28 protein-coding genes, 1 tRNA gene and 1 pseudogene are annotated in these 23,603 nt (G+C 65.7%); 12 read left to right on the forward strand and 18 right to left on the reverse strand.

Features of this window, described 5'->3' with window-relative positions; translation table 11 throughout:
- Positions 1-55: 55 nt before the first annotated feature.
- The gene (locus tag G341_RS0117015) at positions 56-526 is read left to right on the forward strand and encodes an acyl-CoA thioesterase (RefSeq protein ID WP_043451802.1); all 471 of its coding nucleotides are present in this window, start codon (positions 56-58) and stop codon (positions 524-526) included.
- Here G341_RS0117015 and G341_RS22375 read toward each other — a convergent pair.
- Together G341_RS22375 and G341_RS0117025 are read right to left on the reverse strand one after the other, a co-directional pair.
- Positions 480-1,619, reverse strand: coding sequence for a hypothetical protein (locus G341_RS22375; RefSeq protein WP_018180369.1), 1,140 nt, complete (start codon positions 1,617-1,619; stop codon positions 480-482). The genes G341_RS0117015 and G341_RS22375 overlap by 47 nt on opposite strands.
- On the reverse strand, positions 1,588-2,823 hold the full coding sequence (locus G341_RS0117025; protein ID WP_018180370.1) for an acyltransferase family protein: 1,236 nt from the start codon (positions 2,821-2,823) through the stop codon (positions 1,588-1,590). Before G341_RS0117025 ends, G341_RS22375 begins: the two co-directional genes overlap by 32 nt.
- Before the next feature lie 90 nt (positions 2,824-2,913).
- Between G341_RS0117025 and G341_RS23135 the strand changes: the two genes are divergently transcribed.
- Both G341_RS23135 and G341_RS0117035 read left to right on the forward strand, forming a co-directional pair.
- A complete protein-coding gene (locus G341_RS23135) occupies positions 2,914-3,645 on the forward strand; it encodes a DUF3824 domain-containing protein (protein WP_018180371.1) in 732 nt (243 codons plus the stop codon).
- A gap of 47 nt (positions 3,646-3,692) precedes the next feature.
- Positions 3,693-4,364 (forward strand): helix-turn-helix transcriptional regulator, encoded by a 672-nt coding sequence (locus tag G341_RS0117035; RefSeq protein WP_043451804.1) that lies wholly within the window; start codon positions 3,693-3,695, stop codon positions 4,362-4,364.
- Between the two features lie 216 nt (positions 4,365-4,580).
- Here G341_RS0117035 and G341_RS22385 read toward each other — a convergent pair whose 3' ends face one another.
- The 12 genes from G341_RS22385 to G341_RS0117095 form a co-directional block, all read right to left on the reverse strand.
- Positions 4,581-5,450: an SDH family Clp fold serine proteinase gene (locus G341_RS22385; protein ID WP_155827023.1), complete on the reverse strand. Its 870-nt coding sequence runs from the start codon at positions 5,448-5,450 to the stop codon at positions 4,581-4,583.
- Positions 5,451-5,515: 65 nt separating this feature from the next.
- The gene (locus G341_RS0117045) at positions 5,516-5,689 is read right to left on the reverse strand and encodes a hypothetical protein (RefSeq protein WP_155827024.1); all 174 of its coding nucleotides are present in this window, start codon (positions 5,687-5,689) and stop codon (positions 5,516-5,518) included.
- Positions 5,690-6,087: 398 nt separating this feature from the next.
- Complete coding sequence (locus G341_RS22390; protein WP_018180375.1) at positions 6,088-7,296, reverse strand: phage major capsid protein; 1,209 nt, start codon at positions 7,294-7,296, stop codon at positions 6,088-6,090.
- Between the two features lie 312 nt (positions 7,297-7,608).
- A complete protein-coding gene (locus tag G341_RS23835) occupies positions 7,609-7,752 on the reverse strand; it encodes a hypothetical protein (RefSeq protein ID WP_018180377.1) in 144 nt (47 codons plus the stop codon).
- Complete coding sequence (locus G341_RS0117065) at positions 7,745-8,023, reverse strand: hypothetical protein (RefSeq protein ID WP_155827025.1); 279 nt, start codon at positions 8,021-8,023, stop codon at positions 7,745-7,747. Before G341_RS0117065 ends, G341_RS23835 begins: the two co-directional genes overlap by 8 nt.
- Positions 8,020-8,340, reverse strand: a complete 321-nt coding sequence (locus tag G341_RS23140; protein WP_018180379.1) for a hypothetical protein — start codon at positions 8,338-8,340, stop codon at positions 8,020-8,022. The genes G341_RS0117065 and G341_RS23140 overlap by 4 nt, the downstream gene beginning before the upstream one ends.
- Positions 8,337-9,689 (reverse strand): AAA family ATPase, encoded by a 1,353-nt coding sequence (locus G341_RS0117075; RefSeq protein WP_018180380.1) that lies wholly within the window; start codon positions 9,687-9,689, stop codon positions 8,337-8,339. The genes G341_RS23140 and G341_RS0117075 overlap by 4 nt, the downstream gene beginning before the upstream one ends.
- Positions 9,689-10,009 (reverse strand): DUF2742 domain-containing protein, encoded by a 321-nt coding sequence (locus G341_RS22400; protein ID WP_018180381.1) that lies wholly within the window; start codon positions 10,007-10,009, stop codon positions 9,689-9,691. The genes G341_RS0117075 and G341_RS22400 overlap by 1 nt, the downstream gene beginning before the upstream one ends.
- Positions 10,006-10,182 (reverse strand): DUF6011 domain-containing protein, encoded by a 177-nt coding sequence (locus G341_RS24430; RefSeq protein ID WP_222836609.1) that lies wholly within the window; start codon positions 10,180-10,182, stop codon positions 10,006-10,008. The genes G341_RS22400 and G341_RS24430 overlap by 4 nt, the downstream gene beginning before the upstream one ends.
- On the reverse strand, positions 10,175-10,297 hold the full coding sequence (locus G341_RS24315) for a hypothetical protein (RefSeq protein WP_018180382.1): 123 nt from the start codon (positions 10,295-10,297) through the stop codon (positions 10,175-10,177). The genes G341_RS24430 and G341_RS24315 overlap by 8 nt, the downstream gene beginning before the upstream one ends.
- Positions 10,294-11,145: a hypothetical protein gene (locus tag G341_RS0117090; RefSeq protein ID WP_018180383.1), complete on the reverse strand. Its 852-nt coding sequence runs from the start codon at positions 11,143-11,145 to the stop codon at positions 10,294-10,296. Before G341_RS0117090 ends, G341_RS24315 begins: the two co-directional genes overlap by 4 nt.
- Complete coding sequence (locus tag G341_RS0117095) at positions 11,135-11,368, reverse strand: helix-turn-helix domain-containing protein (protein ID WP_018180384.1); 234 nt, start codon at positions 11,366-11,368, stop codon at positions 11,135-11,137. The genes G341_RS0117090 and G341_RS0117095 overlap by 11 nt, the downstream gene beginning before the upstream one ends.
- 98 nt (positions 11,369-11,466) lie before the next feature.
- On the opposite strand from G341_RS0117095, the gene G341_RS23840 reads away from it, so the two are divergent.
- Together G341_RS23840 and G341_RS22405 are read left to right on the forward strand one after the other, a co-directional pair.
- Positions 11,467-12,132, forward strand: coding sequence for a hypothetical protein (locus G341_RS23840; protein WP_043451806.1), 666 nt, complete (start codon positions 11,467-11,469; stop codon positions 12,130-12,132).
- Positions 12,119-13,283 (forward strand): annotated as a pseudogene (locus G341_RS22405) (tyrosine-type recombinase/integrase). Before G341_RS23840 ends, G341_RS22405 begins: the two are co-directional and overlap by 14 nt.
- Before the next feature lie 36 nt (positions 13,284-13,319).
- Here G341_RS22405 and G341_RS0117110 read toward each other — a convergent pair.
- Positions 13,320-13,407 (reverse strand) — tRNA-Ser (locus G341_RS0117110).
- A 24-nt stretch (positions 13,408-13,431) separates the two neighbouring features.
- On the opposite strand from G341_RS0117110, the gene G341_RS0117115 reads away from it, so the two are divergent.
- Positions 13,432-14,394 (forward strand): NAD(P)H-quinone oxidoreductase, encoded by a 963-nt coding sequence (locus tag G341_RS0117115; RefSeq protein WP_018180387.1) that lies wholly within the window; start codon positions 13,432-13,434, stop codon positions 14,392-14,394.
- Between the two features lie 9 nt (positions 14,395-14,403).
- Here G341_RS0117115 and G341_RS0117120 read toward each other — a convergent pair whose 3' ends face one another.
- Positions 14,404-15,600, reverse strand: coding sequence for a cysteine desulfurase-like protein (locus G341_RS0117120; protein WP_026303806.1), 1,197 nt, complete (start codon positions 15,598-15,600; stop codon positions 14,404-14,406).
- Between the two features lie 67 nt (positions 15,601-15,667).
- Here G341_RS0117120 and G341_RS0117125 point away from each other — a divergent pair, with 67 nt between their 5' ends.
- The 4 genes from G341_RS0117125 to glfT1 all read left to right on the forward strand — a co-directional run bounded on the left by G341_RS0117125 (position 15,668) and on the right by glfT1 (position 18,884).
- Positions 15,668-16,207, forward strand: coding sequence for a bacterial proteasome activator family protein (locus tag G341_RS0117125; protein WP_018180389.1), 540 nt, complete (start codon positions 15,668-15,670; stop codon positions 16,205-16,207).
- A 66-nt stretch (positions 16,208-16,273) separates the two neighbouring features.
- Complete coding sequence (gene wzm, locus G341_RS0117130) at positions 16,274-17,143, forward strand: galactan export ABC transporter permease subunit Wzm/RfbD (RefSeq protein WP_018180390.1); 870 nt, start codon at positions 16,274-16,276, stop codon at positions 17,141-17,143.
- 6 nt (positions 17,144-17,149) lie between these two features.
- Entirely contained in the window at positions 17,150-17,992 is an 843-nt protein-coding gene (gene wzt / locus G341_RS0117135) for a galactan export ABC transporter ATP-binding subunit Wzt/RfbE (protein ID WP_018180391.1), read from the forward strand.
- Positions 17,982-18,884 (forward strand): galactofuranosyltransferase GlfT1, encoded by a 903-nt coding sequence (gene glfT1 / locus G341_RS0117140; RefSeq protein WP_018180392.1) that lies wholly within the window; start codon positions 17,982-17,984, stop codon positions 18,882-18,884. The genes wzt and glfT1 overlap by 11 nt, the downstream gene beginning before the upstream one ends.
- 9 nt (positions 18,885-18,893) lie before the next feature.
- Here glfT1 and G341_RS0117145 read toward each other — a convergent pair whose 3' ends face one another.
- Positions 18,894-20,717 carry a glycosyltransferase gene (locus tag G341_RS0117145; protein WP_245557033.1) on the reverse strand — a complete coding sequence of 608 codons (1,824 nt, stop codon included), beginning with the start codon at positions 20,715-20,717 and terminating at the stop codon, positions 18,894-18,896.
- Positions 20,718-20,850: 133 nt separating this feature from the next.
- Between G341_RS0117145 and G341_RS0117150 the strand changes: the two genes are divergently transcribed.
- Entirely contained in the window at positions 20,851-21,747 is an 897-nt protein-coding gene (locus G341_RS0117150; RefSeq protein ID WP_026303808.1) for a TIGR03619 family F420-dependent LLM class oxidoreductase, read from the forward strand.
- Between the two features lie 84 nt (positions 21,748-21,831).
- Here the strand turns inward: G341_RS0117150 and G341_RS0117155 are convergent, their stop codons facing one another.
- Positions 21,832-22,314, reverse strand: coding sequence for a GtrA family protein (locus tag G341_RS0117155; protein ID WP_245557034.1), 483 nt, complete (start codon positions 22,312-22,314; stop codon positions 21,832-21,834).
- Between the two features lie 41 nt (positions 22,315-22,355).
- Here G341_RS0117155 and G341_RS0117160 point away from each other — a divergent pair, with 41 nt between their 5' ends.
- A complete protein-coding gene (locus tag G341_RS0117160) occupies positions 22,356-23,546 on the forward strand; it encodes a lipase family protein (RefSeq protein ID WP_018180396.1) in 1,191 nt (396 codons plus the stop codon).
- Positions 23,547-23,603 lie beyond the last annotated feature (57 nt).

A 23,603-nucleotide genomic window follows, 5' to 3' on the forward strand; every position in this document is an offset into this window, starting at 1 on the left:
GTTGCCAGATTGAATAGTCCACAAACCACCGACCGACGAAGGCGAAGGATCAGGCGTGTCAACTGCTTTGGACGACAACGGTTTTGCATTCGTCGCTCAAGTTCCGGTGCGCTGGTCGGATATGGATGCTTTTGGTCACATCAACCACGCTCGTATGGTGACCGTCCTAGAAGAGGCCCGCATCGAGTGGCTGCTGAGCGCCGGAACCGAGCATGTCGAGGGCAGCGAGGATCTCACGGTCTTCCAGCCGTTGATCAAGAGTTCGATGATCGTTAACGTCGAGGTCCGCTATCAGGGGCAGCTACGCCACGAGGACACCCCGCTGCAGGTCGGCATGTGGATCAAGCAGGTGCGTTCGGTCGACTTCACCATCGGCTACGAAGTGCGTTCGGCCACAGCTGATCCCGGTTCCAAGGCGGCGACGGTCGCGAGCACGCAGCTCGCCGTCGTGGACATTGCGGCCGAGAGGTTGCAGCGTCTCACTGATCAGCAGAAGGCGTATCTGAAGAACTGGATGCGGGATTGAACTCGGGTAGGGCGAGCTCAGGACGAGCCGTCGAGAGGCTGACGATGTTGCCCTGCAGCATCTCTCGGTATGCCCGCAGGTGCTCCTCACCCGCCTGCAGCTGATAGCCGACCCGGTCGGTGGCATCGAGCGAATGCCCATGATCGCCAAGGCGAGCGACGAGCCCGTCGATCCGCTGATCCAGCGTGCCGCCGCGATTCACCTCGTTGACCAGCGCCAGCTCCCGGTCGGCGGAGGCCAGGACGTCGGCCATGGTCGCCAGCGACCGCACCCGCTCGACCAGCTGATCCCACACCGGGATCAGCGCCCGTCGCCGCTGATCCTGCTGGTGGCGGGTGGTCACGTCGGCGGCCGACGTCGTGCGCTCGATGCGGACGATCTCCGCGGTCACCGACCGCAGGGCGATCACGTCAGCCGCGATCGCCGCCAGCTCGACCGGCAGATCGACCTGGCCGCGCTGCACGGCGAAGTACTCGGACTGCCACGACGGTGATTGCCAGACGCGGTCGTACATCTGTCCGGCCAGATACAGCAGGGTCTCGTAACGGTCCGCGAACCGGGTCTCTCCGGAGTCGTGGGCCGAGAACCGTTGCATCACCAGCGAACTCACCCATCCGGAGATGGTTGTCGGGTTCGGTGACGGCGTCTGCGCCAGCCCGTCGAAGAGCCGCTGACGCTCGGCCTCGTCCAGGTGCAGGCCTTCTTTGCGCTGCTTGCGGGTGATCTTGCCGCCGCTGGCGTACGACGAGTTGGCGCCGATCAACACTCGCGCGATCGCCGCACGACGACGGGCCAGGTGCGCGGCGCGCGCCCGCAGCAACTGGACCGCGACCGGATGCAGACGATCGCCCTGCAGGCGCCGATCGACGAAGGCCGCCTCGCGATCGATGCGACGCAGTTCGCCGAACCCGCCGATGCTGGGGATCGGCATCCCCAGGGTGACGCGACGGACCAGTACCGCGCGCGAGGCCTCTGCGGTGTGCCCGGCGGCGATCAGGAAGGCGGCGGCATCCGACAGCTCCGGCTGCGGGCCGGGCAGCCGGCATTCACGCGTCCACAGCTCAATCGGTGGTGCGCTGGATGTTGCTGACACGCACTTCTCCTGGTTCCTGGCCTGCAGCGGGGCGGCCTGCGGACAACACATCGCGGCGACGGGGAATCGCGGCGATCCCCTCATTTTTACCGGAGGACGACGACACGCGTCGCCACCAGCGGTATGTGATCTGATGCAGTATCCAGGCGATCGGGATGCTGATCACCACCGTGACCAGGAACGCCGCCGTCGTCGACCCGCTGAACAGGCGATACCCGAGCAGGCTCATCACCAGTTCGAGCACCATCACGTGCACGAGGAAGAGCTCATAGGAGATCTCGCCGAGCCACACCACCGGTCGCAGGCTCAGCAATCGGGCCGGCAACGACGTCGGCGCCAACGCCGCGCCGCCCACCAGGCCCGCTCCGACGATGGCGTACAGCAGCGCCTTCGCGTCGGTCGCGAAGGCGCTCGCCGGGGCGATCGTCGGCTCCCCTGCGATCGACGTGCAGGCGATCACGAACGCTGCGAGGGCGACCACCACCGCGATGGCGCCGGGCCATCGCACATCGAGTTCGGCCAGCACCGCCAGCAGCATCCCGGCCGCGAACCAGATCGCGAACTCCGGCGGCCACAGCCGCGACGTCGGATCGGCGGACGGCGAGTGCGAGTACGCCACCCACAGCGGCGTGACCGCGGCGAACGCCACGACCCAGACGATGATCCACTCGGGCCGCCACTGTCCGCGGCAGGCGACCACGCAGATGACCCAAGCGAGTGGCGGCAGCACCAGATAGAAGCCGACCTCAACGACGAGGCTCCACATCTGCGTCAGCCCGGTGTGCAGATTCCCGATGCCGTACGTCTGCGTCAGGGTCAGATTACGCAGCAATGCCGTGGCCCCATGGCCGGACGGCGACGGGTCCTCGCGCCAGCGATAGATGAGATAGACGACGAGCACCGTCAGCCAGTACGCCGGCAGGATGCGCAGCGCCCGGTGCCGGAAATACCGTGCTGTCGAAGGACTTCCGGCACCCGTACGCAGCGAGCGCACCCAGGGCCGGAACAGCAGGAAGCCGGACAGCACGAAGAAGATCGCGACGCCGACCTCCAGGCGGCCGAAGAAGCGGCCCGCGAAGTCGTCCGTGTAGCGGCCCGTCCAGAACGCCGCATGCGTCCCGCACACCGCCAGCGCTGCGACGGCGCGCAGGCCGGTCAGCGCGTCGTTGCGCACGATGTCGCGAGGGCTGGGCACGTCCATCATTCTGGCCGACCTCTCCGCGCACCGGGACGTCCTGCCCTGACTCCTGCCGCACCGCATCGACAATCAGACATTGCAGACTAGAGTTTGACCATGACACAACCGCCGACCGGTCCCGACCCCGAGGACGCCATCCCGGAGGGATGGACGCCGGCGCCATCGCCGGATCCCGCGAGCGCTGCGCCGCCGGCACCGCCGTACCCGGATCCGTATGGCACGCAGCCGTATTCGCCGCCCGGATACGCACCGCTGCCGCCCGGAGCCGTCGGACCGATCCCGAACGCACCCGGCGGGTATCCCGGAAACCCGTACCCCTACGTCGGCAACCAGTACGGACCACCGCCTGGTTCCTACCTCGCCGGCAGCCCGTACCAGCCCTACGCCCCGCCAACGCCGCCGTCGCAGGCCGTGGCGGTCATCCGCTGGCTCATTGCCGCGACGTCGGTTCTCGTGGTCATCTGTGCGTTCCTGCCCTGGGCCACCGCAACCGTTCTCGGCGCCGAGGTCTCGGTGCACGGCACCGACGACGGCAAAGACGGCTGGATCACCCTGGCGATGGCGGTCATCGCCGGAATCGTCGCGGTGATCAGCGCGGACACCAGGCGGTCGGCGGGAGTCCACCTCGCCGCCGGCATCGTCGGCACGATCATGGGCCTGCTCATCACCATCGTCGGGCTGGCCGACCTGGGCGACCTGAGCAACCGGAACGACGAGATCTCCGGCTACGGCGGGCACATCGACGCCGGATCCGGACTGATCGGCACGATCGTGCTCGGCATCGTCATGGTGGGCCTCGGCATCACCGCGATCATCAAACGCAACTGACCCGAGGCTCGGGATCAAGCCCCGAAAATTCCGGTAACGTTGCGGGCATGGTTTCGGTAACACCTCTCGGCCAGATCGTGGGCGACAACGTCCGCCGGATGCGCACCGGTGCGGGTCACACGGGCGACGCTCTGTCGAAGGCGTTGCGCGAGTTCGGACCGTGGCCCACGTCGCGGGTGTCCGAGCTGGAACTCGGACGCGTCTCACCCACAGTCGCAACGCTTTTCACCGTGGCGCACGGGCTGTCGAACCTGCTCGGCCGGACGGTTCTCGTAGCCGACCTGCTTCGGCACGACGGCTACACGGAGATCGGCAGGATCCAGCTGCCCGCCTCGGCCGTCGTAGATGCCTTCGCGGGCAAGCCGGCGGACCTGCCGGCCGACGACGCGATCGACGCGGACCGGGATCGCCGGCTGCTGGCCGACTACACGGGACCGCCGCTGTCGGCCGACACCATCCGCGCCGTCCTGCGCGAATCCGGAGAACCCGAGAGCAGGCTCGCTCGCGGGCTCGGCGTCAGCGAGGCCGACCTGGCCGGGTACTCGGCGCAGCTGTGGGGCCACACCTTCAGCGCGCAGCGCGACAAGCTCGCGGGTACCGACGCCAACGCCCAGAAGCGCGGACAGGTCAGCCGCAAACTCAAAGCCGAGATCAAGGCGGAGATCGACCGCGCGACGACCGGCGCAGATCCAACACCCCACCGCACTTCCGACACCTGATCGGTGCGGGAAGTGCGGTGGCGTGTTGGATTCGCGTCGCAAAGTTGGCGGAAACGGAGGGATTTGAACCCAATTTCACCCTCTGCTCGGACGGCTGATACTGCTCTGAACTGCTGAACCACATCAGTGTGATTCAGGACTGATCACCCGATTTCGAGGGCAAGTGTGGGCAAAATGTGGGCAGAGGTGGGGCGTCACTCGGTGCTGCAACGGCGCTTACGTTTGTGACCCGGTCCAGGCCTTCTGCCATAGCCGTCCTGCATCACTCCAAAGCAGCTTTACGGCAGGTGTCTGCGTGAAGATGATCGTCATGAGGTGGTAGGCCGTGAGGACTTGCTCTTGCAAAGACTGGTTGTCTTCGAGATCTTCAACCGTCACTCCCTGTTGGCGAGCCTCGTCGCGGTCGATGCGCCGGCCGTGGCTCTTATGCTCGCTAGCGTCATTGAAGTGGTGGGCGACTGCTTTTCCCTTGGACTCCGCATCACTACCCATCTCACGGAACATTCCCTTGGTCAGCCACCGTGCAACCATTCGCTCGGAGTAGTCCAACGCGTTCTGCGCCTCTTGCAGCAGCGCAGGTCCGTGGCTCTGCATGATTGGCGCCCAAACATGCGCCGTACCAACGTCTTCGAGGATTTCTCGTTTGGCTCGGTCGAACTGCTCAGTGATTGCGCGAGCGGACATGCTGCGGCCACCGCCCACACTCATCTGCGGGTCGATCGGTCCGAGCTGACTTTGCCGACCCATGATCAGTCGATCCGCCGAAAGGCAGATCATCGTGCCTGCTGACATCGCAAACGTCGGCACGATCACCTCGACATCCGTGAATTTCGTTCGGACGTAAGACACAACCGACTCCGCCGCGGTAGTCACGCCACCGGGGGTGTGAAGGATCAGGGTCAACCCTTTCGAGCAATCCATCTTGTAGATCACGCTCATGAGGCCGTTGATGTCCTCGTTGTTAATCATCAAGTAGGTGCCCGGAATGTCCGGTTTCTGAAGGAACGCGGACGCGAACAAAATCACGTTACGGCCGCCGCGCAAGGTCCCAATCTCGGCAAGTGCGGTGTTCAACGCGGATTGCATCCAGGCGCCCCGCTCCTGCTCTGGGCGACTGTCGGCCTCGCGTAGGAGCTCATCCCACGCTGGCACTACGAAGTGAAGGTCAACGTCATCGGTGCCGGACGCGGCGCGATGAACTCGGGCTGCTCTTGCACCGCGGCGATGTTCGTCGAAGCGATGTCGAGATAGCGCTCGTACAGAACGCCCGCCTCACTCATCGCCCGGATCGGATCGATGTCGTCGGTGCACCGCGCAGCAGTCATGCGCCAATAATGCATCACGAACCTGAGAATTGAGGAATTTCGGCCATCTTGCGGTGGTGGAAAAAACGCCGGAGGGATAAACGGCGACTCACCACGGAGTCGCGTTTTGGCGCTGGTGGTTGAGATCTGCACCCCCTACCGGCCTGGGTCAGACCAGGGGGTTCGGATCGCGTGCGACTGACTGATTGGGCGACTCGCAGGTGAGTCGACGCTTGCACACACAGAGCTCTGAGGGTGCGTCGTGGGCCCGCTAAACGACGGCAGCCCCCTCGATGGCCCGGTGATGGACGGTCGAGGGGGCTGCGTGTCTCGGTTCGATCCCTCTGGCCCAGGAGGAGACAACTTTCAGAGGGAGCTAGCCGAGGGGCCGGGCGCAGTTGAAGGCCCGGCCGGTCTTGTTAGGCCGAGGCGGTGGCGATCTTCACGACTCCCATCGGCTTGTACACGCTGAGTCCGAAGCGTCCCTCGGTACGTGCACGCACGTAGTTCTTCTGGAAGTCGTCGGACACTGCATCGGACCAGCGGGTGTCGATCACGCCATCACTGTCGACGGTGACCGCCGAGAGGTCGAGCATCAGTGCGGTCTTGGCCGGCAGTGACCCGCAGACCACGGTCTGCACTCCCCACAGGCGGCGGGCAACGGCATCGACCGGGACACCACGCACGTCGGTGGCACCGCTGGTTGCGGTGAGCAACTCGAGCGCTTCCCAGTCGCCGGCCGACACCGCGAGTACGCCGGGTGTGTAGCCGGTGGCTTCGAGCTTGGTGATGCCCTTGCGCACCGAGGTGAGGATGTCGGTGGCGAATGCCTGGGACTGGATGCCCGAGGTTCCGCAGATGCCGGTCAGGTTCTCCCCGCTGCCGTCGCCGTTGACGACCTGGGCCTCGACGGCGGTCCGCAGGCCGAACAGCAACTCGTCCTCGACGAACCGCTGCACCGCAGCATTGTCCGAAAGTGTGTAGGACGGAACCTGTTCGGACAGGTGCGCGATCACCCGCAGTCGGGCGTCGGTGCTGGTGAGTGTGTACACCGAGGTCGGCTTGGTGGCGCCCTCGGCGACCGTGGCGGCGTTGTTGGTGCGGGTTGTCTGACGCAGGTACGAATACGCCGGACTCGCCACTGTCTGCGCGATGAGAACATCGAGCAGCGACTGCGGTGGCTTGCCCATCTCGCCGATCGTGTCGGCCATCGGCATCGACGTCGAGTGCGAGCCGGACGCGATCACCGACTTGGCGCGCAGGCCATCGGGTCCGGTGATGGTGACCGGGCGTAGTGCGTTGTCCGCGATGTTGCGGGCGAGGCTCTTGGCGCGGCGGCCGGTGAGGCCGAGGTGACCGGACTTCGCGGCAGCGATGAGGTCACCGTCCTTGATGGCCGGGCCTACCTCGTCAGCGAGGGCGCGCGCATTGGCTAGCACCTCTTCGTCGGCAGTGACCGCTTTGAGCTGGTCGGTGAGGTCGCGGGCGCGTTGCATGGCCTCGTCGTACGCGGCCTTCTCATCAGTGGTGAAGTTGCGGTTCTCGGCCTGCGCTTTCTCCGCGATCTCGCGGGCGGTAGCGCAGGCCGCCTGCGCCGCTTCACGAAGGTTCTTCTTTCGAATACTCATGGTTGGTTCTCCCATTCGGATTGCCCCCTGTGTGTGAATCACGTTGGGCGGGTGAACAAATGCGCATAGTTGCAGCACTTGATGTGAGTTGCCGGGGAGACGGGGCCGGCGGGCGTGGCCCCTAAGTGCGGGACGGTTCCCTTCGAGCCTGGCCTGAGCCTGGTCTTTGAGATGAGTTGCGAGACGGACGTGTTGGGCGTGGCCTACCAGTTGTCGTACGACGCTGGCGACGGTTCCCTGGACGCTGGCCTTCACAAGCTCTGGGGCTGATTTTACTGGAGGCTGACGGCAAATACGCGGCGTCGTGAGGTGTCAGCGTGGCGGATCGTCGTGCCACACATCGCCATCCCACTCCGGCGCGGTCTCGGCCGGCACCTCGATCCACTGCCCGCGATGCCACGCCCGTCGTAGTTCCGGCCCGCCGACGCTCGTGTCCGCGGGGTCGTCGTCAGTCATCGTCGCCACCGAGCGCGAGGTCGAGCAGCACCATGTCGCAGGTCTTGATCGCCGATTCGACACTGCCGGCGTTGATGATCAGTTGCTCGGACATGCCGGAAACCAGCTCGGCGATGATGCCGACCAGCGCGACTTCTTGGCCGTCGGACCATGCGGCATCGAGCAGCTCGGACACATCACTGTCAGAGCCGGTGAGGTTGGCCCGCAGCAGCTGCGCGGCACGGCGGCGATTGATGTTCGGGTCGTCCATTGTTGGGTGTGTGGGTGTCATGCTGCGTCTCGCTTTCGGGGTCGGGCTTTGCGGGCTGGTGACGGTTGTCCGCGGCCGGGAAGATGACCGGCGACTGTCGATCGTTTGGTGGTGGCGGTCCACTCGGTGCACGCCGCACGGGCCGGGCAGGTGGCGCAGATCTTCTCGGCGGCGCGATGCCGGTAGCTGATCAGCGCGGGCTCGTCGTCGGGCTCGGGTTCGTCGAACAACTCCGACCGGCCGAGGCACGCGGCGCCGGGCAGCAGCGGCACACCGGCGAGGATCTGGCCGACGAGAGCGATCCAGCCATCGGCATCGGCGCCCTTGTGGCGGGTCACGATGCTTCCCGTCCGGTGGTGTCGACGGGCCGTCCGGCGCGGGTACGCCTCCGTTTCCGCGGCGGGTTCACCGAATGGTGCTGGCGCATGGCGGCGAGCGGGGTTGGCACAGAGCGCGGGTTTTCACCACACTCCTGCGCTCTGCTCCCTGCTCCCTGAAAACCGGCTCTGACCTCACAGGGAGCAGGGAGCAGGCTCTCAGGTGTAGTACTCCCTGCCCGCTCTCTGCTCCCTGCTCGGAGGGCCGTCAGATCCGGCTCCCGAACCGACGAGGAAGGTCGATCCTCCGTTTCACTCGTCGGTATCGACCACCACCACGGGCCGGGATTGACTGGCCTGCTCGCCTCGGCGCCGATCCGCGACTTCGATCGTTTCGCTTTGTCCTTCGAGTACCCGGCCGCATCGGCGGCCGTGAAGATCTCGGAGGCAAGGACCGGGCCGCACGAGAGCATTGAGCGCAGCCACGAATCAATCTCGTCGTGATCCTGCGACGACTTGGGTGGTGCCATGCCGGCCGATCGGAGTACATCGCCGACGGTTCGGTCGGAGTTGCCGACGAGGACGAATCGACCGACCTCGGCGCTGCGACCCGAATCGGTTGTGACGGTCACCGGCTCGATCCGGTAGGTGATTGCGAGATCCTCGTCGCCGATGGAATTCTTCTCCTGCGACATGATGCGGTCGCCGTCGTCGGAGTCGGGGTCCTTGGCGAACCCGAACACCGCACGGGCGACTTCACCGAATGCACTCGAACCGTTGATGCCGGCCACCACGTCGCCGTTGCCGGACTTGTTCAGGTGCGCGACGCCGATGACGATGCCGTTGATCTTCTCCGCGAGCTGGGCCCACGGTTCGACGAGGTTGCGTACTTCGTTGTTGCGGTTGATGTCCGTCTTAGACCCGATCGTCGACATCAGCGGGTCGACCACCACGACGGTGATTTTGTGGGCAACCAGCAAGCTGGCGAGCTCGTCCATGTCGTGCGCTGATAGGAATCGCACGGCCTGACCGTCGAGGGTGACCTCGGGGAAGTAGATCCGCGACATGTCGGCACCGGCAGCGCGCAGCCCAGGCTTGCCGATATAGGTCACCGACTCCTCGGAGCCGATCCATGCGACATTCTGCGGCTGACCGAGCCAGCAGCCGGCGACCGTGCCTCTGCTGTAGTTCGCGGCGTCCTGGCGGGCGCGAGTCGACTTTCCGGCACCAGGGCGGCCGGCGTAGATAGCCAAGGTGCCCAACGCGATACGGCCCTTTCCGTCGTACTCCCACGCCCATGTGGGTACATCGTCATGGATATTTGTTGCCGGGCGCAGTGACAGCACGCGCTCGTAGGTGTTGTCTGCCATCAGGCGGCCTTTCGTCGAAGATGAGGGTGAGATTCGTAGAACTCATCCCGGTCACGGAGTCGCTTGGCGACGGCGGACCAATCTTGTTGTGCAGCAACATCGAGAGCAGTCTGTTTCAGCGCCCATTCGCGTTGGTCGCGTTGAGCGAGTTCGGTTTCGAGCGCCCACCAGCTGCCTGCCACGATCAGCCCGGACAGCTTGGCCGGGTCGTCGTCGAGTAGCTCTATCCACTCGACGCTGCCGGCGATCGGTGCGACGGATAGAACCCGGCGCCGCACGAATGCGGCAACCGGATTCCACCTGATCGGTTCCTCGATCACGCCGCCTCCCGACGTGCACACGAGGGGCCCAGACGACGATCAACCGAGTGATCGGCTGTCAGCGGATGGCCGCAGCGGCGACACGGGACACTGACCCGATACCCGGCGTCCCTGAGGATTTCGAGTAGTTCGTCGTCGGTCGGGTTGAAGATGACGCGGCTCGTCTTACTCATCGACCCACCTGCCTCGGTCGATCTCGATCGGCTCCGGCTCGGGTGTGTACGAGGCGATCCCGAGGCCGATGCAGCTGACGCCTGCGATGATGAGAAACGTTGCGATCCAGATCATTCGGACTCACCACCACTGCGGAGCATCCAGTCGGTGTGCCGTGCGCGATCGCGGGTCGCCCACGCGGCAGCCTCCAGAAGGTGGCGGCCCATCTCGATCGCGGCCTCTGGCGTCAGGTGCAGCGCTTCACCCTGGCGTCCGAACACCACGCTGATTTCGTACGTCAGGACCGGCGCGTCAAATTCGGGCTGGTTGTTGCCGAACCGCTCGACACCGACGTGCATGTGCGGCGAGGGTGTGTCATCGCTACCGGGTGCGATCACGTCTGCAATCCACGTCGAGTCGACGTTTTCGACGTACTCGCCCGCCTCCTCGGGCAGCTCTGGCACATAGCTGAGAGCGGCGGCGAAGTCGGCGAGGTCATGGGGCAGGCGATGCGCCTGGCCAGCCCTGTTCTGCTCGCCGGGATGCGCCTCGTCATGGTCGAGGCTGCGCGCTGCTGCTGCGGCCCGAGAGAGCGCGGCTGCGAGCCGATCTGCCTGATCGGGACGCATCGGGTCATCGCCGGTCTCGTGCAGTTCGCCGTCAGCCATCTGGGACTCGTGGCAGATCTGCACGAATGCGCCTTCACCAGCTCCAGGCAGGAGGTAGGCGTCGGCGAAGATTTTCTTCCCTGAGACGTTCGTGCTCACGCCCGTGCGGACGGTGATGAGGTCGGCCGGGGTAGGTACAGTTGTCATTGTTCTTCCTTCTGTCATTTGGTGAGTGGGGTTGGACAAGACGGCCTCGGAGGCGGCAACCTCCGGGGTCGTCTTGTTTGCACCGACCAAATCGTCGGTGTCGTCGTCGGGCGGATAGCCGAGGCCGAGATCCGCAGCAGATTCCATCGCGGCGTAGTCAGGCCGCATCAGATCCGCCCGGTGTAACGGTGTTCGCATCGAGGTACGCGTAGACATCGGACCAGGCGTAGAGCACGCGCCGGCCGTGTTTGACGTACGGAATCCCCTTGCTCAGGTACCGATCCTGAGCGAGGGAACCCGTTGTGGTGTGCAGCATTTCGGCCACCTGCTCTGGGGTGCCATAGGACGACACTTGTGCGGCTGTCCCTTGATGGTTGGGCATGTGATCCATCCTTTCAATCAACCTACGTGATTTCCAGTAGGTTGATATGAGCGAATCACATGCCGATAGAAGTGTCAAGCAACTGAAAATCCAGTAGCGTGTCCCGCATGGACTCCGTTTCACTCGCGTCGGCCGTCGGCGCCGCCGCCAAGAAGCACCGGACAGGCCACGGCACAACGCTGGATTCGGTGGCGCGCGAAGCGCGGTCTGTCGGACTCCGATGGTCCGAGTCTCGCGTAGGCGATTTCGAAGGCGGTCGGGTTGCTCCCGCACTCGGAACACTCATCGCCGCGGCGGCTGCATACGGCGCCGCCACCAACACGGTGCTAACTCTCGTCGACCTAGTCCCCAATGATGTCGATCGCATGGAAATTACTGCAACACTTACATTTTCGGCAGACAAGCTACGTCGAATACTTGGAGGCGGTCCCGTGGAGGCAAGCGCGGGCGACGTGTACACCGCGGATGAGATCCGACAGTCCGCATCGGATGGACTAGCCGCTATCCGCAAGGCCGCAGTTCGATTTCCAGACGTTGCACTCGCTGACGTCGAGGCCGCCGAGCGCGCAGCCGGCACCGCAACCGATCGGATAGCTCGCGACCTCGGCCAACCCCGCCACATGGTGGTGACGGCCTCCGTCGCCTTGTGGGGACACGCGGTCGAGACAGAACGAGACCGGATCGCTGGGCCCCACGCCAATGCGCAGAAGAAGGGGCAAGTGCTACGCGCACTAAAGGCTGAGTTGAGGGCGGCGGTCGATGGCAACGATTGAGAAGTACTCGACCAAGGCTGGTCTGCGCTACCGCGTTCGGTATCGGATGCCTGATCATCGGCAGACCGACAAGCGCGGCTTCAAGACCAAGCGCGATGCCGAGGCGTTCGCGAACACGGTCGAGGTCGAGAAGATGTCCGGCACATACGTGGCACCGAAGCTCGGCCTGATCACCGTCGGCGAACTGGCGCCGGAATGGTTGGCGCGCAAAGAGTCCGATCTCAAGCCATCGGCATACCGGCCACTCGAAACCGCGTGGGACAAGCACGTGCAGCCCCGCTGGGGAAACAAGCGGATCGCTGATATCGACCTCGATCAGGTAGAGCGCTGGATCGCGGACATGGGCCGCACGATCACCGAGCCAGACGGCACGGTGAGCAAGAAGGGCTCGGGCGCGACGGTCGTGCTGCGGGCGTACGGGGTGCTGGCCGGCATTCTCGACTCCGCGGTGAAGGCTCGTCGGCTGGCCGCGAACCCGGCTCGGACACCGGAGAATCTGCCGCGTAAGAAACGCAAGCCGCGGACCTACCTCACGCACGAGCAAGTCGGCCAGCTCGCCGACGAGGCAGGCCAGCGCCGCGTCCTGGTCCTCCTGCTCGCCTACACAGGCATCCGGTGGGGTGAGGCGATCGGTCTGCGGGTCAAACACCTCGATCTGCCGCGCAAGCGTCTGACGGTCACCGAGAACGCGGTCCAGGTCGGCCAGAAGGTTCACGTCGGCACGCCCAAGAGCCACGAGTCCCGCTCGGTGCCTATCCCCGAGTTCGTCGTGTTCGAGCTGGCGGCCCAGTGCGCCGGCAAGGGGCGCGACGATCTCGTGTTCGACAACGGCAGCGGCGGTCATCTGCTGCGGCCCACCGGGCACACCACGTGGTTCGCTATGGCCTTGAAACGCTCCGGGGTACCTCGGGTCACCGATCCACGATTTGCGGCACACAGCGGCGTCTCTGGCCGTCTCAGCGGGCGTGAACGTGAAGGCTCTGCAACGGATGCTCGGACATGCCTCCGCGGCAATGACATTGGATACCTACGCGGACCTGTTCGACGACGATCTCGATGCTGTGGGCGTCGCGCTCAATAAGGCTGCGTCAGCGGCCAACGTGGGCAAAATGTGGGCAGAGAGTGGTCAGCGGACTTCCAATACCAACTAGAAACGCCCCTCACCTGCACCAGCAGGGAGGGGCGTCTGGCGGAAACGGAGGGATTTGAACCCCCGGTGGTTTTACCCACGCTCGCTTTCAAGGCGAGTGCATTCGGCCGCTCTGCCACGTTTCCAGTGACAGTGAGGATACTGGACCCATGCGCGCGATCACGGTGGCCCAGCCCGGCGGACCCGAGAACCTGCGGGTGGAGGAACGCCCGACCCCCTCGGCCGGACCCGGCGAGGTCCTCATCAAGGTCGTCGCGGCCGGCCTCAACCGGGCCGATGTCATGCAGCGCATGGGCTTCTATCCGCCGCCGCCCGGCGCCAGCGACATTCTGGGCCTGGAGGTCTCCGGGATCGTGCAGCACGTCGCCGACGATGTGACCGGCTTCGCGGCGGGCGATCTGGTCTGCGCGCTGCTGACCGGCGGCGGCTATGCGGAGTACGTGAATGTGCCGGCGGTCCAGGTTCTTCCGGTGCCCGCCGGAGTGGCGATCACCGAGGCGGCCGGGCTCCCCGAGGTGTCGGCGACCGTGCTGTCGAACCTGATGATGACCGCCCACCTGTCGCCGGGCGAGACCGTCCTGATCCACGGCGGCTCCAGCGGAATCGGCACGCACGCAATTCAATTCGCCAAGGCCCTCGGCGCCACGGTCGCCGTCACCGCCGGTTCGGACGCGAAGCTCGATCTGTGCGGCGAACTGGGCGCCGACATCCTGATCAACTACCGGACCCAGGAGTTCGGAGAGGTTCTCAAGGACCGGGTCGACGTGATCCTCGACATCATCGGGGCGAAGTACCTGTCGCACAACATCTCTGCCCTGGCCGTCGACGGTCGTCTGGTGACGATCGGCCTGCAGGGCGGCGTCGTCGCCGAGATCAACATCAACGACCTGCTGCGCAAACGCGGCACCTTCGCCGCGACCAATCTGCGGGGCCGGCCACTGGACCAGAAGGCGTCGATCATCAGCCGAGTGCGCGAGGTGACGTGGCCGCTGATCGAGTCCGGCGCCATCAAACCGATTGTCGGACAGGCATTCCCACTGGAAGATGCCGCCGAGGCCCATCGATTCCTGGAGTCGGCCGATTCCAGCGGCAAGGTCCTGCTGACGATCTGATCGGCAGCGTCAGCCGAGCGAACCCAACGCGCGGACCAATTGGTCGACCTCATACGGCGTCGAGTACGGCCCCAGCCCGATCGTCACGGCGCCGCCGACGTCGTGCACCCCGAGCCCGCTCAACAGCCGCGACGGAATGTCGGCAAGCGCACAGATCCCGTTGTCGGCCAACCGCCGGACCACCTTGTCACCCGGAATGTCGGCGACCGTGAAACTGACCGTCGGCACCCGCACCGGCGCCCGGCCGATGACCCGCACCGAGTTCAGCTGCTCCAGTGAGTTGATCAGGTAGTACAGCAGTCGCTGCTCGTAGTCGGCCATCGCGTCGATCGACTGCACCAGCCGCTCCCGACGCGTACCGGCCGCGGCCTCGTCCAAGCCGGCCAGGTACTCCACCGAAGCGACGACGCCCGCCAACATCGCATGCTGATGGGTCTCCACCTCGAGGCGCTCCGGCCCGCGAGCCGTCGGGTCCAGCGACATCGGCCGCAACCGCTCGATCAGGCCCGGGTCCTTGAACGCCATCGCGGCCGCCCGCGGACCGCCCCAGCGCTCCGCCGACACGACGACCACGTCGGCATGCAGGTCTTCGATGTCGAGCCCGACGTACGGCGCCGCACTGGTCGCATCGAGCACCAGCAGCCCGCCGACCGAATGCACCGCGTCGGCGGCGGCCTTCACGTCGATCATGGTGCCGATCACCGACGATGCCAGTGTCACCGCGAGCACGCTGGTCGCCGGAGTGACCAGCTGCGCGAACTGCCATGCGGGCAGCTGCCCGTCCTCGATGTCGACCTCGACCCACTTCACCGACGCCCCGTACAGGTCGGCGGTGCGAATCCACGGCGCAATGTTGGCCTCGTCATCCAGCCGGCTGACGATCACCTCGCGACCGAGCCCGAGCCGCCGACCCATCGCCTCGGCGAGGACACCCAGCAGCTCGCCGCGCGATCCGCCCAGAACCACGCCCCGGGGATCGCTGCCGAGCAGGTCGCCGATCGCCGCCCGCGCCGCCTGGACGATCTTGGCCGTCTGCTGCGCCGCCGGATACACGCCGCCGGGCGAGGACACCAGCCCGCGGAAAGCCTTGGACACCGTGGTGGCCACCGAGTCCGGAATCTGCATTCCGGCCTGCGGTTCCAGGTGGATCCAGCCGTCACCGAGGGACGGGAACAAGCCCCGAACCCGAGCGACGTCATAAGCCATGGCTGTCAGAATAGCCGGTGACCTGTGACCCCCCGCACGTGTCCGGTACGCCGCTAGGCTGTGCACCATGGCTTCTGGAGCATTCGGTGGACCGCCGTCGGGCGGGCAGGCAAATTCCGGTGACGAGCAGGTCATTCTGATCGGGCCGGACGACGACTCCGCGGGGAGCGGCGGCGGCTCCAGCGTCACCGACATGGTCGAGCAGCCGGCGAAGGTGATGCGGATCGGCACGATGATCAAGCAGCTCCTCGAGGAGGTTCGCGCCGCTCCTCTCGATGACGCCAGCCGCAGCCGGCTCAAAGAGATCCACCAGTCGTCGATCCGCGAGCTCGAGGACGGCCTGGCACCCGAGCTGCGTGAGGAGCTCGAACGTCTCGCGCTGCCGTTCACCGACGATTCGACCCCGTCCGACGCGGAGCTCCGGATCGCCCAGGCGCAGCTGGTCGGCTGGCTGGAAGGCCTGTTCCACGGCATTCAGACGGCGCTGTTCGCCCAGCAGATGTCGGCCCGCGCCCAGCTCGAGCAGATGCGCCAGGGCCAGCTCCCGCCGTCGGGCCATGCGCCCGGCCACGGTCCGGGCGGCCCCGGCACCGGCCAGTACCTGTGACCAGCGGCACCTGGCCGCTCGCCTGAGCAGGCACCCCGTTACAAACGCCCGGTAGTCTGCTCTCTCGTGTCCGTCACCGATCTCACCGACCAGCCAAGTGGCCCGCCGCCACCGGCGGTCACCGATTCACGCAGCTACCGCCGCGCCTGGGGGGATCTGGTCGCCGGATACCGCAATCACGAGCTGTGGCTGCACCTCGGCTGGCAGGACATCAAGCAGCGCTACCGCCGATCCCTGCTCGGTCCGCTGTGGATCACGCTGGCAACCGCGGTCACCTCGGTCGCCATGGGACTGCTCTACTCCGAGCTGTTCCACATGGATCTCAAGACGTTCCTGCCGCACCTGCTCCTCGGCTTCATCTTCTGGAACTTCCTCGCGGACGGCATCAAAGAAGGCGCCGACGTCTTCGCGAGCAATGACGGTCTGCTCAAGCAGATCCCGGCGCCGCTGTCGGTGCACGTCTACCGTCTGGTCTGGCGGCAGTCGATCATCCTGCTGCACAACGTGCCGATCTACATCGCGATCCTGATCATCTACCCCCAGCCGATCAACTGGACCATGATCCTGGTGTTCCCGGGCATGTTCCTGCTCGCGATGAACGTCGCCTGGATGACCGTGGTGTTCGGCATCCTGTCGACCCGCTTCCGCGACATCAGCCAGCTGCTGAACACGCTGGTGCAGCTGGTGTTCTTCATGACGCCGATCATCTGGACCACCGATTCGCTGAAGAAGAACGGCAACGGCAACTCGGCGCGCGTGAAGCTGGTCGAGCTCAACCCCGCGCTGCACTACCTGGATGTCACCCGCGGCCCGCTGATGGGCCAGTCGATCGCCTTCTATCACTGGGCGATCGTGATCGGCTGCACCGCAGTCGGTTGCGCGGCCGCCATGTTCATCCTCCGCAACTACCGGGCCCGCGTGGCCTACTGGGTGTGATCCGCAATGTCTGACGTTCGAGTAGACGCCTGGGATGCCGGGGTCGACTTCCCCATCTTCGACGCCAAGACCCGGTCGCTGAAGAAGGCCGTCCTCGGCAAGGCCGGCGGCACCATCGGCGCGAACGACTCGAATGTCGTTGTGGTCGAGGCCCTCAAGAACATCAACCTGCATCTGGAGCACGGCGACCGCGTCGGACTGGTCGGCCACAACGGCGCCGGCAAGTCGACCCTGCTGCGACTGCTGTCCGGGATCTACGAGCCCACCCGCGGCGCCTGCAAGATCAACGGTCGCGTCGCCCCGGTCTTCGATCTCGGCGTCGGCATGGACCCGGAGATCTCCGGTTACGAGAACATCCTCATCCGCGGCATGTTCCTGGGCATGTCGCGGCGCGAGATGCTCAAGCGGGTCGACGAGATCGCCGAGTTCACCGAGCTGGGCGACTACCTGAAGATGCCGCTGCGCACCTACTCCACCGGCATGCGCGTCCGCGTCTCCCTGGGCGTGGTCACCAGCATCGATCCCGAGATCCTGATCCTCGACGAGGGCATCGGCGCGGTCGACGCGGACTTCATGAAGAAGGCTCGAATCCGACTGCAGGATCTGGTGAAGCGCTCCGGCATCCTGGTCTTCGCCAGCCACTCCAACGAGTTCCTGGCGCAGCTGTGCGACCGGGCCCTGTGGATCGACCACGGTGCGATCAAGATGGACGGCGGCATCGAAGAGGTCGTGACGGCCTACGAGGGACCGGACGCCGGCGCCCATGTCCACCGTATCCTCCAGGAGATCGCCGCGGAAGAGGGCGCCGAAAAGTCCGGCGCAACGGAGAAGTCCGGCGATGGCGCCTGAATCTCGGGTCATCGCGGTCGTCGTCACGCATCGACGCCTCGAGTTGCTGTCGCGGTCGTTGAAGGTCCTGTCGAACCAGTCGCGGCCGGTCGACGAGCTGATCGTGGTGGACAACGGCAACGAGGCCGAGGTGGCCGAACTGGTTGCTGCGCAGCCGGTCCCGACCACCTACGTGCCGTCGCAGCACAACCTCGGCGGGGCCGGCGGATTCGCGCTGGGCATGCTGACCGCGCTCGCGCACGGTGCCGACTGGATCTGGTGCGCCGACGACGACGGCACCCCGGACGGCCCCGACGTACTGGCGACGCTGCTCGATTGCGCCGCGAACCATCAGCTCGACGAGGTCTCGCCGGTGGTCTGCAACATCAACGACCCCGACCTGCTCGCCTTCCCGCTGCGCCGCGGCGTCGTCTGGCGCCGCCGCCGCTCCGAACTGTTTGTCGACGGCGAGACCGAGACGCTGCTGCCGAATATCGCGTCACTGATGAACGGCGCCCTGTTCTCCGCGAAAGCCCTGGACACCGTGGGCGTTCCGGACCTTCGCCTCTTCGTCCGCGGCGACGAGGTCGAGATGCATCGGCGGCTGGTCCGGTCCGAATTGAAGTTCGGCACCTGCCTGACCACGGCCTACCTGCACCCGGACGGCTCGGACGAGTTCAAGCCGATCCTCGGCGGCCGGATGCACACCCAGTACCCGGACAACGAAACCAAGCGGTTCTTCACCTACCGCAACCGCGGCTACCTGATGAATCAGCCCGGCATGCGCCGGCTGCTCCCCCAGGAGTACGCCCGGTTCGGCTGGTATTTTCTGGTGCAGCAACGGGATTGGTCGGGCTTCCGCGAATGGCTGAAGCTGCACAAGCGCGGCCGGGCCGAACACTTCAGCCGCTGACGCAAGTCTCTAGCCGTCGAGCTGCCAGAGGCGGCGCCAGTTCTCGACGCTCGTCAGGCCAGGCAGCGCCTCGGTATAGACCTTCTTCATCTCGGGGGCCCGCCGCCGGACCTCCTTGCGCACGGCCAGCAGCCGACGCGTCAGCTCCACCGCAGTATCCTTGTCTCGCTGGCGGATCCGCACCGAACCTTGCGAAGCGTCGGTCACCACGACCCGATCGAACAGCGACACATGCCACCAGCGCGCGAAGTGCGCGGGCATGCTGACCGGCCGTCGCTGCACGCGACCCAGGTACTGATTGACCGCCCGCTTGGTGCGTACCCGGCCGAGCTTGGTCTCGTCCACCATCGTCGTCGGCACATCGATCCGCAGATTCGGGTCCTCCTGCGCGCCAATGACATCAGCCGGACGCATGACGGTATCCGGGTACTTCGCGCGCAGCTCGCTGAGCTCGGCAAGCTTGGCCTGACCGCCGTCGTGCAGGCCGTCCGGACCGGCCAGGAAGTCTTCGACCGCCAGCAGCAACGTCGCCGCCAGTCCGTACTGCATGGCGACGATGTGCTCGAGGATGTTGCGGAATAGCTCGTTGCCGATCACCTTGCCGTCGAACTGCCCGTAGATCGACGACACGATGAGTCCGTTGCGAATGCTGAAGTAGCGCGACCAGTGGTCGTAGTCCTTCAGATGGAAATCCGCATGCCACACACCGGCATTCGGCAGCGTCACGGTCGGGAAGCCCGACCGTCGGGCCCGGATGCCGTATTCGATGTCGTCCCACTGGAAGAACATCGGCAGCGATAGCCCCTGCTTATGGACGGTCTCGGCCGGCAGCAGGCAGGTCCACCAGCCGTTCCAACCGGCGTCGAACCTAGCGTCCTGGTTCTCCTCCAGCATGCTCGGACCGTTCTTGGTGAACGCGCTCGGCACACCGGCCTTGATGGCGTCCAGCGCCTCCCACTCGCCGCCCATGTGCAATCGATAGGTCTCCGAGAGCAGCAGCATCTGCGCGCCGACCAGCACCGGCTGCGTCGTGAAGTTCGCGAATGCGTTCTGCCGCAACACCGATTCGGGTTCGCAGACGATGTCGTCGTCCATCACGATGACGTTGCTGCCGGTGTCGGCGCGCAGTACCTCGTAGATGCCCCGGGTGAATCCGCCGGCGCCGCCGAGGTTCAGCTGATTGAGATAGTGCAGCTTGTCGCCGACCAGCTTCTCGACCTCGGGGAAGCCCGCCGCATCGGCGACGCGCTGGTCGCCCTGGTCGACCACGTACACCGCGTCGATCCATTCCATCGCCACCGGATCGGACGCCAGCGCGGTCACGGTGGTGACGCAGTCATCGGGACGGTTGTGCGTGCAGATGACCACCGACGACGGCCGAATGGGTTCGGTGCGGTCGATCGACCAGCGCACGTTGTCGACCGACGCCGACTCGCCGCCGCATTCCAGCTCGAGCCAGATCGCGCCGCCGTCGAGGTAACGATCGATGGCGAGATCGGTCGTCAGCGTGCCGCTGCCCTCGACCGTCAGCACATCCAGCGGCCTGGGCCGACCGGAGATGTCCGACGCCTGCAGCTTGACGCGCAGCCGGCCGTTGCCGCCGCAGTTGTAGTCGAGTTCGAGCCGGACCTGCTTGACATCGGTGTAGCGCTGCCAGAACGCCGCCGCGAACCGGCCGAAGTAGGCATTGGTGCTGACAGTGACACCGGGCTCCAGATCGATGCCATCTCGTCGACGGCGGATCTGGCTTTCGGGGCCGACCGCGTACATCCGCTCGTCGATTCGTGGCAAAGGGCCGGTGAATGGGATTCGCTGAACCATCGTCCACGTCACGCGGACAAACATTACCGACCGGACATACATGGTCGGTGTCCGACCAGCCGCAGGGCGGCGGTTCGCCGAAGCCGGATGACGGTCGAACTAGAACGTGTTCTACTAATTGAGAGAAGTCCACCTAGGAGGTTCTGTGCGTTTCACATTTGCCGAAGCGATGACCAACCCGTCGTACTACGCCCCATTGGCGCAGGCCGCCGAGGCGGCCGGCTACGAGGGATTCACCATCCCCGACAGCGTCGCCTACCCGGAGGAGTCCGACGCGACCTATCCGTACACCGAGGACGGCAACCGCGAGTTCCTCGACGGCAAGGCGTTCATCGAGACGTTCATCCAGGTCGCCGCCTTGGGCGCGGTCACCAGCAAGATCCGGTTCAACCCGTTCGTCCTCAAGCTGCCGATCCGTCCGCCGGTGCTGGTCGCCAAGCAGGCCGCGTCGATCGCCTACCTGACGAACAACCGCCTCGGCCTCGGCGTCGGCACCAGCCCGTGGCCCGAGGACTACGACATCATGGGTGTCGACTTCAAGCGGCGCGGCAAGCGCATGGACGAGTGCATGGACATCATCAGAGGCCTCACAGCCCCGGGCGAGGGCACCAGCGGCGAGTACTTCGAGTTCCACGGCGAGTTCTATGACATCGCCAAGATCAAGATCAACCCGGTTCCGACGCAGCCGATCCCGCTACTGGTCGGCGGGCACGCGGACCTCGCCCTCAAGCGCGCCGCGATCCGCGGCGACGGCTGGATGCACGGCGGATCGCAGCCGGAGGAGCTCGACCGGCTGATCGACCGGCTGCAGGAGATCCGCAAGGCCGAGGGCGTCGCCGACAAGCCGTTCGAGATCCACGTGATCTCGATCGATGCCTACACGGCGGACGGCTGTAAGCGGTTGGAGGACAAGGGCGTCACCGATGTGATCGTCGGCTTCCGCCTGCCGTACATCATGGGCGACGACCCGGAGCCGCTGCAGACGAAGATCGACAATCTGAACCGGTTCGCCGACGACGTCATCGCGAAGGTCAACGGCTGACGTCGCTCAAACCGTGCCATATAGCGAGGGGCCGAGGACGTATACGTCCTCGGCCCCTCGCTATATGGCACGGTTTGAGCAGCGCTACTGCGGCGCGGGCGCCTCGTGCTCGTGTTCCTGCTCTTCGATCTTGAAGATCACCAGGTGCTGCACGATGAAGTTGATGACGGTGGCCGTGCCCTGGGCGATCACGTACGCGATCGCGTCGTTCAGCGGCGTCTCGCCCAGCCAGGCCAGGATGCCGGTGTAGATGCCGGTCTGCACCGAGAACGTCACCACGTACAGGCCCATCACCGCGAGGAACCGCTTGGTGGAGTGCTCGGCCTGGAAGGTCCAGCGGCGGTTGATCAGGTAGGCGGTGATCGTTCCGCACACCCAGCCGACGGCCTTGGCCGGCCACGGATCCCAGTTCGCGACGGTCTGCAGCAGCAGGGTCAATCCGAAGTCGATGACGCCGGAGAACGCGCCGACCGCGACGAAGCGATAGATCTTCGTCCACAGCGTCAGCGACGGCTGCGCGACCGGCTTCATAGACGGATCCGCATCCGCGGAGGGGGCGTTCGACACCGGGCCACTCTAGCGAATTGACCAGCCTTTACAGTGTTGTGATGCGTACCACGATTGCTCGTCGGGGGCTGGTCGCCGCAAGCGTCGCCCTGATTGCCGGATTCTCCTTCGCAGGCCCTGCCGCCGCCACCCCCGCACCGAACTGGTCGGGCATGAATGTCACCAATTACAGCGGGCCGATCCCGGCGGCGCCGGGCACCCTGATCGAGCAGGTGCCGCTGGCCCGCCCGCTGTGGGTGAACGCCGCGGCCTCGGCATATCGGTTCCTGTATTCGACGTCCAACCAGCACGGTCCGCACGCCACCAGCACCGCCGAGGTGTTCCTGCCGAAGGGCACGCCTCCCAAGGGCGGCTGGCCGGTGATCGCCTGGGCGCACGGCACGGTCGGGCTCGGCGACCAGTGCACCCCGTCGGCACAGCCCGCGGCCGCACGGCAGCAGACCTATCTCGGCCACTGGCTCGACCAGGGCTACGCCGTGGTCGGCACCGACTACGCCGGCCTGGGCACACCGGGGCTGATGAGCTACCTCAACGGCAAGGTCGAGGCGCACAACCTGGTCGACTCGGTGCGCGCCGCACGCCAGCTCGGCAAGCCGCTGTCCAACCGCTGGGCGCTCGTCGGCCAGTCGCAGGGGGCCGGCGCCGCGATGAACGGGGCGCGCTACGCCACCGAGTTCAGCCGCGGCTACGGGCTCGACTACCGCGGCGTGGTCGCGACCGGGACCCCGGCCAACATCGAGACGATCGTGTCGCTGGGCGGGCCGACGTTCCCGCCGGTGAAATTGCCCACGGGACTGACCACGTATGCGATGTACATCGTCGCCGGCTTCCGCGACGCCCGACCGGACCTGAACGTGAACTCGATTCTCAGCCCGCTCGGTCGCCAGCTGGCCGACCAGGCCGAGACCCTCTGCTACGACGAGTTCTCCAAGGAGATGGACGGCCGCGATCTGCGGGCCATGTTCGTCAAGCCGATCAGCTCGATTCCGAACGCATACGGCCAGCTCAAGGAGTACATGGGCACCCCGGACAACGGCTATGACCGGCCGATCTTCCTGGGGCAGGGCCTGACGGACATCGACGTCCCGGCACCGTCGGCGTTGTCGCTGGCCGCCGCGCTGACGGCCAACCACCAGCCGCTGCAGCTGCATCTGTACCCGACCGATCACAGCGGGACGGTGTACGCGGCGACGAACGATGCCACCGCATTCCTGCAATCGATCATGCGCTAGGGCATTCGGGCAGAACGGTCGAGTTTTCGGCCCGCCGCTGCCCAGCCGGTAACCTGA

It is taken from the genome of Jongsikchunia kroppenstedtii DSM 45133, assembly GCF_000380485.1.
Classification (GTDB): domain Bacteria; phylum Actinomycetota; class Actinomycetes; order Mycobacteriales; family Mycobacteriaceae; genus Jongsikchunia; species Jongsikchunia kroppenstedtii.

Excerpts from the sequence above, each read along its gene's own strand:
- G341_RS0117090 (WP_018180383.1), bottom strand. The coding sequence starts at position 11,145 with ATGCGGCCTGACTACGCCGCGATGGAATCTGCTGCGGATCTCGGCCTC.
- G341_RS23840 (WP_043451806.1), top strand. The coding sequence starts at position 11,467 with ATGGACTCCGTTTCACTCGCGTCGGCCGTCGGCGCCGCCGCCAAGAAG.
- G341_RS0117045 (WP_155827024.1), bottom strand. The coding sequence starts at position 5,689 with ATGACTGCTGCGCGGTGCACCGACGACATCGATCCGATCCGGGCGATG.
- G341_RS23835 (WP_018180377.1), bottom strand. The coding sequence starts at position 7,752 with ATGACTGACGACGACCCCGCGGACACGAGCGTCGGCGGGCCGGAACTA.
- G341_RS24315 (WP_018180382.1), bottom strand. The coding sequence starts at position 10,297 with ATGATCTGGATCGCAACGTTTCTCATCATCGCAGGCGTCAGCTGCATC.
- glfT1 (WP_018180392.1), top strand. The coding sequence starts at position 17,982 with ATGGCGCCTGAATCTCGGGTCATCGCGGTCGTCGTCACGCATCGACGC.
- G341_RS0117025 (WP_018180370.1), bottom strand. The coding sequence starts at position 2,823 with ATGATGGACGTGCCCAGCCCTCGCGACATCGTGCGCAACGACGCGCTG.
- G341_RS24430 (WP_222836609.1), bottom strand. The coding sequence starts at position 10,182 with ATGAGTAAGACGAGCCGCGTCATCTTCAACCCGACCGACGACGAACTA.
- wzt (WP_018180391.1), top strand. The coding sequence starts at position 17,150 with ATGTCTGACGTTCGAGTAGACGCCTGGGATGCCGGGGTCGACTTCCCC.
- G341_RS0117035 (WP_043451804.1), top strand. The coding sequence starts at position 3,693 with ATGGTTTCGGTAACACCTCTCGGCCAGATCGTGGGCGACAACGTCCGC.
- G341_RS0117125 (WP_018180389.1), top strand. The coding sequence starts at position 15,668 with ATGGCTTCTGGAGCATTCGGTGGACCGCCGTCGGGCGGGCAGGCAAAT.
- G341_RS0117075 (WP_018180380.1), bottom strand. The coding sequence starts at position 9,689 with ATGGCAGACAACACCTACGAGCGCGTGCTGTCACTGCGCCCGGCAACA.
- G341_RS22390 (WP_018180375.1), bottom strand. The coding sequence starts at position 7,296 with ATGAGTATTCGAAAGAAGAACCTTCGTGAAGCGGCGCAGGCGGCCTGC.
- G341_RS0117160 (WP_018180396.1), top strand. The coding sequence starts at position 22,356 with ATGCGTACCACGATTGCTCGTCGGGGGCTGGTCGCCGCAAGCGTCGCC.
- G341_RS22385 (WP_155827023.1), bottom strand. The coding sequence starts at position 5,450 with ATGCAATCCGCGTTGAACACCGCACTTGCCGAGATTGGGACCTTGCGC.
- G341_RS0117065 (WP_155827025.1), bottom strand. The coding sequence starts at position 8,023 with ATGACACCCACACACCCAACAATGGACGACCCGAACATCAATCGCCGC.
- G341_RS0117120 (WP_026303806.1), bottom strand. The coding sequence starts at position 15,600 with ATGGCTTATGACGTCGCTCGGGTTCGGGGCTTGTTCCCGTCCCTCGGT.
- G341_RS23135 (WP_018180371.1), top strand. The coding sequence starts at position 2,914 with ATGACACAACCGCCGACCGGTCCCGACCCCGAGGACGCCATCCCGGAG.
- G341_RS0117095 (WP_018180384.1), bottom strand. The coding sequence starts at position 11,368 with ATGGATCACATGCCCAACCATCAAGGGACAGCCGCACAAGTGTCGTCC.
- G341_RS0117115 (WP_018180387.1), top strand. The coding sequence starts at position 13,432 with ATGCGCGCGATCACGGTGGCCCAGCCCGGCGGACCCGAGAACCTGCGG.